Here is an 11,862-nt window from a genome sequence, read left to right on the forward strand (position 1 = left end):
CGGCGCGGGCGGGGTGTGGCACGATGCGAGCGTGCTGAAAGTCGTTCTCTTCGATCTCGACGACACACTCGTGGACCAGGAGGGCGCCTCGCGGGCGGCACTGCTCGACTGGGTGCCGGAGCTGGGCCTGGGCCTCGATGACCCGGATGAGCTGGTCACCGCGTGGAGCACCATCGCGGAGGCGGCCTACCAGCGCTACCAGCGGCGCGAGATCACCTTCGCGGAGCAGCGGAGGATCCGCGTGCGCGAGTTCCTGGGTGTCGACGCCACCGACGACGAAGCCGAGGAGCTGTTCTCCGGCTACCTGACCCGCTACAAGCGGGCCTGGACCGCGTTCGACGACGCTGTGCCCGCCTTGCGCCGCGTGCACGACGCCGGCCTCGTCGCCGCGGTGCTCACCAACGGCGACTCCGCCCACCAGGCGCTCAAGCTCGAGCGGGTGGGCCTGGCTGAGCATCTCGATGTCGTCGTCGCGTCCGACGACCTGCCGGCGGGCAAGCCCGACCCCCGCGCGTACGCGGCGGCGTGCGAGGTGCTCGGCGTCGCGCCGGGCGACGTGCTCATGGTGGGTAACGACGTCGAGAAGGACTACTGGGGCCCGCTCGACGCCGGCCTGAACGCGGTGCTGCTGGACCGGCACGACCGGTATCCGGAGGTGGCGGACCGGATCCGGACGCTGGACGAGGTGCCGCCGGTGGGGTAGCCGGCAGTCCGAGGACGATCAGCTGGCTGGCAGGCCCAGCGCTATGCAAGGGCCGGGCGGCACTTGTGCAGCAGGCTGTTGCACGAATTCGGATCGTCGATCCCGTCGCTGGGCAATTCCAGATTTGTGCCACGGGATGTGGCGCAAATCCGGTCCCTTGGTTCAGGTGGCAATTGGCCAACGTGCTGTTGGCCAATTGCGCCGACTCCGATCGCCGTCAGACCTCGATCGGATCCGGCGCCGATTCGATCAGCGACCCGTGGGCCTGGAGTTCCTCTTCAATGACAGCTTCGAGTTCTCCAGGGTTCGGGAGCGCGGCGCGCTCCTCCGGTGTCAGGCCCTCATAGAGAGCGACCGCGACAGGGGACGCAGTACTTGCGAGCGCGTAGTCGAGCGTCGCGTCGTTGCGTTCGGTGCACAACAGGATCCCGACCGTCTTCGCGTGCACGTCTGGATCCCGGACCTCGCCGTCGACCATCGCGACGTAGGTGCCGATCTGGCCCATGTGTGCGGGCTGGAACTTGCCGACCTTCAGTTCGACGACGACGTATCGCAGCTGAGTGACGTGGAAGAAGAGCAGGTCGACGAAGAACTCGTCACCGCCCACCTCGATGCGGTACTGGCGCCCGACAAACGCCATGTCGCGGCCGAGCTCCAGCAGGGTGTCCTGGATGCGATCTATGAGCGCCTGCTCGCGGTCGCGTTCCGCGATCTGCTTCCCGGGATCCAGGTGCTCGAATACGTAGGAGTCCTTGACGACCTGCTGGGCGAGATCGGAGTCGGCGACATCGAGGGTCGCGGAAAAGTTGGACGGGGCCGACCCGAGACGGCTCTTAAGGTCCATCTTGATCTCGAACTCGAGGCTTGCACGCGACCAGGCACCTTCGACAGCTTTGGCGGCGTACCACTCGCGATCCTCTTGGGTAATGAGCTTGTCGAGAATGACGCGAACGTGACCCCAAGGAATTTGTGCCACAGCCTGTGGCACAAATTCCTCCTCGGTGGTCCAGACGGACGCGAGCGTCCTCATGTACATGAGGTTGCGACGGGTCCATCCTTTCTGATCCGGGAACTCACGCCGCATGTCGGCCGAGATCCTGTCCACGATCTTGGCGCCCCAGCCCTGGTTCGTCTGGCGGTCGAGGATGTCGCGGCCTACCGACCAGAACAGCCGCAGTACCTCAGTGTTGGCTGCGCGTACTGCCCGGAACTGCGTGGTGCGGACGCGCTGCTTCAGGTCCGCGATGAACTTGCTGTAGCCCTCGGGTACGCCGGCATCGCCGGTCTCAATGGTCATGAGGCGAGCGTATAGAGGAAGTCTGGCATCCGCTCGCTACGTTGCGTATACGCAACGACCAGCCATAAACCAGCTCGTTCTACGCCTGTCAAACCAGAACCGGCTCCGGGTCTCTAGGCTCCGGGTCCTCCTCGATCAGCCCCGGCCCGTCGTTCTGCACCGCCCCGACGGCGTCGCCCACCGGGAGCGTCGCCAGCCGCGGGGCGTCGACCTGCAACAGGTTTGACGCGTCGCGAACGGCAGGATCCAGCCACGCGTCCCAAGCTCCCCGCGGCAGCACCAGCGGCATCCGGTCGTGGATCGGGGCCATGCTGTCCGACGCCGGCCGGGTCACCACCGTCGTCGAGATCAGCCAGCGGTCGGGGTCGGTCTCGCTCGCCGCCGGGTTGCGCCAGAACTCGTAGAGCCCGGCGAAGGCGGCCACGCCGGGGCCAGCCGGATGGATCCAGTACGCCTGCTTCGGAACCTTCCTGGAGCCGGTGGAACCGGCGTCCGGCAGCGTCAGCTTGCGCCACTCGTAGTAGCCGTCGGCGAGCACCAGGCAGCGGCGCGCCGCGAACGGCTTGGCGAACGCCGGCTTGTCGAGCAGCGACTCGGAGCGCGCGTTGATCATGCGGGCGCCCACGCTCGGGTCCTTGGCCCAGGACGGCACGAGACCCCAGCGGGCCAGCCGCATCGACCGCGTCACCTCGGTGGAGTCGCGGGCCGCCCGCTCGACGACTATCCGCACCGGGTCCGTCGGCGCCACGTTCCAGGACGGCGGCAGGAGCCGCGTGTCCTCGGCGATCTCGGCGATCGCGAGCTGGTCGGCGAGGTCCTGGGTCTGGGTGAATGAAGCAAACCGTCCGCACATGCCCCCAGCATCCCCCGAGCCACTGACATGCCGCCGAGTCATCGGCAGAAAGTCAGGTGATCGGCATTCCGGGCTACCGATCACGTGACCTTTTGCCGACCACTCGGCGACACAGAGCCGGCACGAGACCAGGGTCACCCTGTTCACGGTCGTATCGATTCGATAGCATGGTCGGCATGCCAACCCTTGCGCCGTCGGGCGTCTCCCCAGTCCTGCCCGCGCGCCGGGCGCCGTCATCCCGATCCACCCTCAAGTGGGTGATCATGCTCGGTGCGCTGGCGTGCCTGCCCGCCCTCACCGTCGACATGTACCTGCCGGCCCTGCCGCAGGTCGCCTCCGATCTCGGAGCGTCCGACGCGCTCGCCCAGCTCACCGTCTCGTGCATGCTCGTCGGCGGTGCGATCGGCCAGCTCGTCATCGGCCCGCTGACCGACCGCTTCGGGCGCCGTCTGCCTCTGATGATCGGCATCAGCATGCACGTTCTGGTCTCCCTGGCGTGCGCCGTCGTGGACGACGCGTACATGCTCATCGGGCTGCGGCTGGCGCAGGGCTTCTTCAACTCGGCGGCGAGCGTGGCGGCGATGGCCACCGTGCGCGACCGCTTCGTGGGCGCCGAGGCCGCCCGCATCCTGTCGCGCCTCATGCTCGTGATCGGCGTGGCCCCGATGCTGGCGCCGTCGCTCGGGTCGATAGTGCTGGAGGCGTTCGACTGGCGCTGGATCTTCGTGGTGCTCGCGCTGATCGGCGCCACGCTCGCGGTCATCGTGTTCTTCGTGATGCCCGAGACCAACCCGGTGGCGCGGCGTACGACCGGCGGAGCGTCGTCCGTGCTGCGCGGCTACCGCACCCTGCTGCGCGACCGGCACTTCATGGCGCTCGCCCTCATCCCCGGGCTCGCGATGGGCGCGCTCCTCAGCTACGTGGTGGGTTCGCCGTTCGTGTTCCAGCAGGGCTACGGCCTCACGCACGGGCAGTTCTCGCTGCTGTTCGCCATCAACGGGCTCGGTCTGGTGCTCTCGGCGCAGGTCAACGCGGCGCTGGTGCGGCGCGTCGCTCCTGTTCGCCTGCTGCGTACGGCCCTCGTGGCGCAGCTGGTGATGTCCGTGCTGCTGCTCGTGGTCGCGGTCACGCAGCTCGGTGGCCTGATCGGCCTGCTGGTGGCTCTGTGGCTCGTGCTCGCGTTCCAGGGCCTCATCCCGGCCAACGCGTCGGCCCTGGCCATGTCCCGGCACGGCGAGATCGCCGGGACGTCCGCGGCGATGATCGGCGCCATCCAGTCGCTGCTGGCCGGCCTCGTGTCGCCCATCGTCGGCCTGCTCGGCAGCGACACCGTCGCGATGTCCTCGGTGATGCTCAGTGCTGGCCTGCTCGCCTTCGTCGTGCTGGCGACGGCCACCCCGGCGTACCGCAAGGGCGGCTGGCACACGCCGATCTGAGTGTTCACCCGCGCTTCGGGCGGGATTCACCGGGACGTCGGCTCCGCCGACTTGGCTCGGCCGCATGAGCACACCCATGCGTACCCGCGCCTCGCGCGTGGCGGCCGTCGCCGCAGCGGCATCGCTGCTGCTTCCGGCGGCCGTCGCCGTCGCCGGACCCCAGCACGGTCCCGGTCCGGGGCCCGAGCACGACGGCGGCACCTACCTCGCCGCCACCCTGGCCGGCCGCGCCGCCCTGTCGGCCGACTACCTGGCCGAAGGCCCGCCGTCGGGCGCCGCGGCGACCCCCGCCAACGGGCGGCAGGGTCCCTGGGACGGCCAGGTGATCCCCGGCTTCTCGGCGATGGTCGACAACCACGACGGCACCTTCTGGGCCCAGCCGGACAACGGCTTCGGGGCCAAGGGCAACTCCGCCGACTTCCTGCTGCGCAACTACCTGGTGCGCCCCCACTGGGACACCGGCCGGAGTGGCTCCGGCGACGGCGAGATCGAGGTGCTCGACTTCATCGCGTACAACGACCGCAACGACGTGCTCGACTTCGACATCGTCAACGAGGACACCGAGGACCGGCTGCTCACGGGCGCCGACTTCGACATCGAGTCCCTGGTCCGCGCGGCCGACGGCACGTTCTGGGTGGGCGAGGAGTTCGGCCCGTTCCTGCTGCACTTCGACGCCGACGGCACGCTGCTGGAGGCCCCGTACGAGTTCCCGGACGGCAAGTCGCCCGCCAACCCGTACCTGGAGCCGGGCGAGAAGCCGAACGTCGGAAGCAGCCGCGGCTTCGAGGCCATGGCGGCCAGCGGCCGCTACCTCTACCCGGTGGTGGAGGGCGCCCTGGCCGACGACGCCGACGCGCGCCGCCGCTGGATCTACCAGTTCGACACCCGGAGCGGCGAGTACACGGGCAAGCGCTGGGCGTACCAGACCGACCAGCCCGCCGACGTCGTCGGCGACGCGTTCGCGACCGGCAGCGACTCGATGCTGCTCATCGAGCGCGACGACTTCGAGGGCGACCAGGCGGTCACCAAGCGCGTGTACGAGATCGACCTGGGCCGCACCGGCCGGGACGGGTTCGTGCGCAAGAACCTCGTGGTCGACGCGCTGCGGATCGCCAACCCGCGCGGCATCGACGCCGGGGAGGGCTACGGCCTCGGCGAGACGTTCGCGCTGCCCGTGCAGTCCTTCGAGACCGTCCTGTTCGTCGACAGGGACACGCTCCTGATCGGCAACGACAACAACTACCCGGGCAACGACGCGCGCGTCACCGGCACGCCGGACGACACCGAGATGGCCCTGGTGAACCTCACGGAGAAGCGCGTGACGGACGACGGCGTGACCGTCGTCGGGCACCGCGGGGCCTCCGGCTACCGGCCGGAGCACACGCTCGCCTCGTACGAGACCGCCATCAACATGTGCGCGGACTACATCGAGCCCGACGTCGTCTCCACCAAGGACGGCGTGCTGGTCGTCCGGCACGAGAACGAGATCAGCGGCACGACGAACGTCGCCGCCCACCCCGAGTTCGCGGACCGCCGCACCACGAAGACGATCGACGGCGTCCAGCTCACCGGCTGGTTCACCGAGGACTTCACGCTCGCCGAGCTGCGCACCCTGCGCGCCAAGGAGCGCCTGCCCCAGGTCCGGCCGCAGAACACCGCGTTCGACGGGCTCTACCTGATCCCGACCCTCGACGAGGTCCTCGACCTGGCGCGCAACAGCCGTACCTGCGACGGCGCGCCCGTCGGCGTCTACCCCGAGACCAAGCACCCCACCTACTTCGACTCGGTGGGCCTGTCCCTGGAGGAGCCGCTCGTACGCGAGCTGCGCCTGGGCGGCTTCGACCGCGCCGGCGCCCCGGTGATCATCCAGTCGTTCGAGGTCGGCAACCTGCAGGAGCTCGACGAGCTGACCGACGTGCCGCTCGCCCAGCTCATCAGCAGCAGCGGTGCGCCCTACGACTTCGTGGCCGACGGTGACCCGCGCACCTACGCGGACATGGTCACCCGGAGCGGGCTGCGCGACGTCGCGGCCTACGCCGACGGCATCGGCGCCGAGAAGAGCCTGCTGATCCCGCGCAACGCCGACAGCACGCTCGCCGCGCCGACCGCGGTGATCCGCGACGCGCACCGCGTCGGCCTCGACGTGCACACCTGGACGTTCCGGCGGGAGAACCAGTTCCTGCCGACCGAGTTCCGCTCGTCGGCCGACCCGAACGGGATCGGTGATCTCGTCGGCGAGATCCGCGTCTTCATGGAGGCGGGCCTGGACGGCTTCTTCACGGACAACCCGGACCTCGGCGTCGCCGCGGTGAGCTGATCCGCTACTTAACAGGCCTTGTGCCGGGGTACATGCATATGCTCCACATGTGCCCCGGCACCTCCGTAACCAGCGCAGTCACCACGTCGCGCGAGCCGTGGCGCTCCTTGTCGTGGGCGTGCTCGCCCTCGTGGCCTCCGGCGGCGCCGCCGCCTATCTCGACTTCAAGCACCAGATCGGGGTCAGCGACGTCTCCGGGCTGGTCCAGGGGCCGACGCCGTCGCCGGCGGACCCCGACGACCCGTTCACCGGGCGCAGCCTCAATATCCTCGTGCTGGGCACCGACCTGCGCGGGGGCGAGAACACGGAGATCGCGGGGGCGGGCGACGGCGGCATGCGCTCCGACACCACGATGCTGGTGCACATCTCCGGCGACCGGAAGCGCATCGAGGTGGTCTCGATCCCGCGCGACTCCCTGGTCGACATCCCGTCCTGCAAGCTGCCGGACGGCACCGAGTCCGGTGCCACCTACGGCATGTTCAACGGCGCGTTCACGATCGGCGGCGGCGCGGAGGAGGACCTCACCTACGCCGCGGCCTGCACCATCTCCGCCGTGCAGACGCTCACGGGCGTCCCGGTCACCAACCACATGGTGGTGAAGATGGACGGCGTCGTCGACGTCGTCGACGCGCTGGGCGGCGTGCGCATGTGCCTGCCCGAGCCGCTGGTCCAGGACCCGGACTACGGGCGCTTCGAGCTGCCCGCCGGCGAGCAGACCCTCGACGGACGCCAGGCGATCGGCTACCTCAGGGCCCGGCACGGCACCGGCCTCGGCCTGGAGGTGGGCAGCGACCTCACGCGGATCGAGCGGCAGCAGGCCTTCGTCGACGCGCTCGTGCGCCAGGTCCTGCACCAGAACGTCGTGACGAGCTCGCCGCGGCTGTACCGCACCATCCGGGCGATCCTGCAGGCCATCTCCGCGGATCCCGGGCTGGCCGACCCGGCGGCGCTCGCGGGCCTCGCGTACAGCATCCGGAACATCGACCCGGCCAAGATCGTGTTCACCGAGCTGCCCGTGGTGGCCGCCCCGAGCGATCCCAACCGGGTGGTCTGGACCGAGGACGCCACGGCCATCTGGGAGCGCCTGGCGGCCGACGAGCCGCCACCCGGGCACGAGACGCCGTCGCCGTCGACCAGCGCGGGGGGCGGCGGGGCATCGGGTGAACCTTCCGGCGGGGCATCGGGCTCCTCCGGCGGTTCGGGAACAGGCGAGGACGGCGGTCCGACGCCGTCGAACACGCCCGAATCGTCGCCTTCGCCCTCGCTGCTGCCGGGCGTATGCGCCGACTGAACGCCAAACGCGGTCTGGATGCCGCCTGGGAACGGCCGGACTTATTTACACGTTTGTTGCACCGAGGCCCTACCCTCCGAGACGTGGCGAGTGACTTCTGGACGGCGGTCCGACCTGTCGGCGAGATAATTCCCGGGGTTCCCCGACATGCGCGAACGGGCGAACGCCAGCCCCGCCACGTGCGGAGCTGGCGCAAGGCCCTCGTGTTCCGCAGCGTCACGATGGGCGTGGTCGGGGTGATGGCCTTCGGCTCCGCTGCGGCCGCGACGGTGTACCAGAGCGCGGTCTCGCAGATCGAGGTCCAGGATCTGGACGGCCTCGTTGCCGAGCAGGTCAAGCCCAAGGACCCGTCCGACCCGTTCAAGGACGAGCCGGTCAACCTGCTGCTCATGGGCACCGACATCCGCGACGGCACGAACGCCGACATCGGCGGCTCGGTCAGCGGGATGCGGTCGGACACGACGATGCTGGTGCACATCTCGGCCGACCGGCAGTGGATCGAGATCGTGTCCATCCCGCGCGACTCGATGGTCAACGTGCCCGCCTGCAAGCTGCCCGGCGGAGGCGAGTCGGCACCGTACACCGACCGGTTCAACTCCGCGTTCGAGACAGGCAGTGGCGGCGCCGCGGCGGACATGCGGTACGCGGCCGCGTGCACCATCAACACGGTCAACTCCCTGACCGGCGTGACGGTCTCCAACCATGCCGTTGTCAAGATGAACGGCGTGATCGATGTCGTCGACGCGATCGGCGGCGTGAAGATGTGCCTGCCGGAGGAGCTGCACGGCGACCCGTCGTCGGCCCGGATCGACCTCCCGGCGGGCGAGAACCGGCTCGACGGCAAGACGGCCATCCAGTTCCTCCGCGTGCGCCATGGCACCGGCATGGGGCTCGAGATGGGGAGCGACCTGACGCGGATCCAGCGGCAGCAGGGGTTCATCAACGCGCTGCTCCGGCAGATCTTGTCGGCCGAGACTCTCGCCGACCCCACCAAGACCTTCCGCCTGATCAACGCGGCACTGGGCTCCCTGAGCGCGGACCCGGCGATCGCCAACCCGGGCAGCGTCGCCGGCCTTGCCTGGTCGCTGAGGGACATCGAGAAGCGAAACATCATCATGACGGCGGTCCCGGTCTACGACAACGCCGACGGCGCCACGGTCTCGTGGTCGCCGGAGTCGGCCGAGATCTTCCGGCGCGTCGCCGCTGACGAGCCGCCCGAACAGGTGGTGCTGCCGGACGCCGAGCCGTCGTCCGACCCGAGCGGTGCCGCCGGGGACGGTGCTGCGGACACCGGCGAGGGCGATGCCGGGGGCGACGCCGGGACGGGCGAGACCGGCACCGAGCCCGAGGGCACGGGCGACACGACGGAGACCGGCGGCACCGGGACCGGTGAGACCGGCACGGCCGACGGCGGCACGGCGGCCAAGCCCAAGCCCAAGCCGAGCCCGGAGGTGCTGATCGACGGCGTCTGCGCCTGACCCGGCCAAGCAGGTCAGGTGGCGAAGATGAGGGACACCGCTACGACCAGCATCGTCGCCGCGACGACGGTGTCCAGGACGCGCCACGCACCGGGCTTCTCGAGCAGCGGGGCGAGGTAGCGCGCCCCGTAGGCGAGCGCGACGAACCACGCGGCGCTGGCGACGCAGGCGCCGAGCCCGAACCACCAGCGGTCGTCGCCGTGCGTGGCGGCGAGCCCGCCCACGAGCACCACGGTGTCGAGGTACACGTGCGGGTTCAGCCAGGTGAGGGCGAGCGTGGTGGCGACGGCGGCGCCGACCGTCCGGTCCGTGACGCTGTGCCGACCCATCACCACCCGCTGGCCGTTGACCGCGCGGTGCGCGGCCATCCCGCCGTAGACCAGGACTACGGCGGCGCCCGCCCAGCGCGCGATCTCGACGACCAGCGGCGCGCTCTGGATCAGGGCGCCCAGCCCGCCGACCCCCGCCGAGATGAGCACGAAGTCGCTGGCGGCACAGATCCCGGCCACGAGGCCGACGTGCTCCCGGCGCAGCCCCTGGCGGAGCACGAAGATGTTCTGCGCCCCGACAGCGACGATGAGCGACAGGCCGAAGGCCATGCCGGCGAGGGCGGAAAGCATGTCCGAACGGTAGGAAGTCGGACGGCGGATGTCCGGTTCATGATTCGGAAGTGCGGTAGGGCTGAATCAGGGTTAAAGATGGGGGAACGTCCAGAGTTGACGCAGGGAGCAGCTCGCGTGTTGCTTCTTTTCGCAGCGCCGCCGCGACCCTGTCGAGCACCGCGGAACGCAGCTTCCATTGCTGCAGGTAGAGCGGGACGTCGACCACTGTGCCGGCCTCCAGCGGCGTGATGTCGCTGCCGGCGGGGCGCCCGCCGAGGGAGGGCTTGACCAGCAGCATGCCCCAGCCGAGGCCGAGGTAGATCGTCTCCTCGTACTCGATGGTGCTCGGCACGTGGTGCCGCGGCGGCCTGGCCTCCGGCGCCCGCTCGCGCAGGTACATGTCCTGCAGGTCGTCGGTCCGGTCGAAGACGATCACCGGTGCGGCGGCGAGCGCCTCCGGCGTCGGGCCGTGGGGGAACCAGCGCCGCGCGAAGGCGCGCGTGCAGGCCGGCCGGTAGCGCATGATCCCGAGCGGGGTGCTGCGGCAACCCTGCACCTGGGCGGTCTGCGAGGTGACCGCCGCCATCACCACGCCCTCGCGCAGCAGGTCGGCGGTGCGGCTGTCGTCGGCGCGGTGCAGGTCGAAGGTGACGCCGTCGACCTGGGCGAGAGCGGGCAGCACCCAGGTGGCCAGGGAGTCCGCGCTGACCGCGAGGGGCACGGTGACGAAGGTGTCGGCGGTGCCGCCGTCGGCCCCTTCGCCGGGGCCGTCGCCCACGCCGTTCGCGCCCAGCTCCGCGGCGACCTCCGCGCCCAGCAGCTCGGTCTGCCGGGCGAGCCGCAGGAGCGCCTGGCCCGACGCCGTAGCGACCACCGGCCGGGCGCGCCGCACGAGCACGCTGCCAGCGGCGTTCTCCAGGGCGCGGATCCGCTGGCTGACGGCGGACGGCGTGACGTGCAGCGCCCGCGCCGCGGCGTCGAACGAACCCTCGGCGACCACGGCGGCCAGTGCCTCGAGCTGGCGGGAGTCCCATCGCATGCTCCCAGTCTGGCCCATCTTCAGTTCTGCTTATGTTGGTTGAGAAACGTGAACTGGTCTTCAGGTGGTGACGCTGCCTAACGTGAGGCCATGCTCGCCCTGCTCGCCGGACTCGGATTCGGCCTCTCGCTCATCGTCGCCATCGGAGCCCAGAATGCGTTCGTGCTGCGTCAGGGCCTGCGCCGCGAGCACGTGGGCGTCGTGGCGGCGATCTGCGCGGCCTCGGACGCTGTGCTCTACGCGGCCGGCGGCGCAGGGTTCGGACCCCTCGTCGAGCGGTGGCCCGACGCCGTGGTCGTGATGCGCTGGCTGGGCGCCGCCGTCGTGCTCGGCTACGGCGCCATGGCCGCCGTGCGGGCGGTCAAGGGCGACACGACGCTCGCCGCCGCCGAGGACGGCGCCCTGGGCGACAGCCCCGGCCGGCGCCTCAAGCCCGTCGTCCTCACCACGCTGGCGCTGACCTGGCTGAACCCGCACGTGTACCTCGACACGGTGATGCTGCAGGGCTCGGTCGCCGCCACCTACGGCGACGCCCGCTGGTGGTTCACCGCCGGCGCGATGGTATCCAGCGTCGCCTGGTTCACCGGGCTCGCGTACGGCGCGCGCCTGCTGGCGCCCGTGCTGCGGCGCCCGGGCGCCTGGCGCGTGCTCGACGGCGTGATCGCGCTGATCATGCTGGCCGTGGCGGTCTCGCTGCTGGCGGCCTAGCGGGTTCGGGCGCCGAACCGCAGCGGACGCGTCGATCGGCGCCCCCGTTGTCAATCGGTTAGTGCAACTTAGGCGGCTTGGGCCAGGAGGTTCTTGAGTGCTTGGGCGGGGGTCTTCAGGTCGAGGGTGGGTCGTGGC

Annotated in this window: 10 protein-coding genes; 6 read left to right on the top strand and 4 right to left on the bottom strand. The window is 70.3% G+C overall.

The window, feature by feature from the left end:
- Positions 1-31 precede the first annotated feature (31 nt).
- Entirely contained in the window at positions 32-703 is a 672-nt protein-coding gene (locus ACFT2C_RS10815; protein WP_377207051.1) for an HAD family hydrolase, read from the top strand.
- A 217-nt stretch (positions 704-920) separates the two neighbouring features.
- Here the strand turns inward: ACFT2C_RS10815 and ACFT2C_RS10820 are convergent, their stop codons facing one another.
- The gene (locus tag ACFT2C_RS10820) at positions 921-2,000 is read right to left on the bottom strand and encodes a YhcG family protein (protein WP_377207052.1); all 1,080 of its coding nucleotides are present in this window, start codon (positions 1,998-2,000) and stop codon (positions 921-923) included.
- A gap of 88 nt (positions 2,001-2,088) precedes the next feature.
- Positions 2,089-2,853: an SOS response-associated peptidase gene (locus ACFT2C_RS10825; protein ID WP_377207053.1), complete on the bottom strand. Its 765-nt coding sequence runs from the start codon at positions 2,851-2,853 to the stop codon at positions 2,089-2,091.
- 176 nt (positions 2,854-3,029) lie between these two features.
- On the opposite strand from ACFT2C_RS10825, the gene ACFT2C_RS10830 reads away from it, so the two are divergent.
- The 4 genes from ACFT2C_RS10830 (at position 3,030) to ACFT2C_RS10845 (ending at position 9,375) form a co-directional block, all read left to right on the top strand.
- Entirely contained in the window at positions 3,030-4,289 is a 1,260-nt protein-coding gene (locus ACFT2C_RS10830; RefSeq protein WP_377207054.1) for a multidrug effflux MFS transporter, read from the top strand.
- 64 nt (positions 4,290-4,353) lie between these two features.
- Complete coding sequence (locus ACFT2C_RS10835) at positions 4,354-6,606, top strand: esterase-like activity of phytase family protein (protein WP_377207055.1); 2,253 nt, start codon at positions 4,354-4,356, stop codon at positions 6,604-6,606.
- Between the two features lie 49 nt (positions 6,607-6,655).
- Positions 6,656-7,897: an LCP family protein gene (locus ACFT2C_RS10840; protein WP_377207056.1), complete on the top strand. Its 1,242-nt coding sequence runs from the start codon at positions 6,656-6,658 to the stop codon at positions 7,895-7,897.
- 83 nt (positions 7,898-7,980) lie between these two features.
- Positions 7,981-9,375: an LCP family protein gene (locus ACFT2C_RS10845; RefSeq protein ID WP_377207057.1), complete on the top strand. Its 1,395-nt coding sequence runs from the start codon at positions 7,981-7,983 to the stop codon at positions 9,373-9,375.
- 14 nt (positions 9,376-9,389) lie between these two features.
- On the opposite strand, the gene ACFT2C_RS10850 is transcribed toward ACFT2C_RS10845, so the two are convergent.
- Together ACFT2C_RS10850 and ACFT2C_RS10855 are read right to left on the bottom strand one after the other, a co-directional pair.
- Positions 9,390-9,995 (bottom strand): LysE/ArgO family amino acid transporter, encoded by a 606-nt coding sequence (locus tag ACFT2C_RS10850; protein ID WP_377207058.1) that lies wholly within the window; start codon positions 9,993-9,995, stop codon positions 9,390-9,392.
- A 37-nt stretch (positions 9,996-10,032) separates the two neighbouring features.
- Entirely contained in the window at positions 10,033-11,016 is a 984-nt protein-coding gene (locus ACFT2C_RS10855) for a LysR family transcriptional regulator ArgP (RefSeq protein WP_377207059.1), read from the bottom strand.
- A 90-nt stretch (positions 11,017-11,106) separates the two neighbouring features.
- Between ACFT2C_RS10855 and ACFT2C_RS10860 the strand changes: the two genes are divergently transcribed.
- Positions 11,107-11,724: a LysE/ArgO family amino acid transporter gene (locus ACFT2C_RS10860; protein WP_377207060.1), complete on the top strand. Its 618-nt coding sequence runs from the start codon at positions 11,107-11,109 to the stop codon at positions 11,722-11,724.
- The last annotated feature ends 138 nt before the right edge of the window (positions 11,725-11,862 follow it).

Source organism: Promicromonospora sp. NPDC057138 (genome assembly GCF_042670845.1).
In the GTDB taxonomy this organism is placed as follows: Bacteria; Actinomycetota; Actinomycetes; order Actinomycetales; family Cellulomonadaceae; genus Promicromonospora.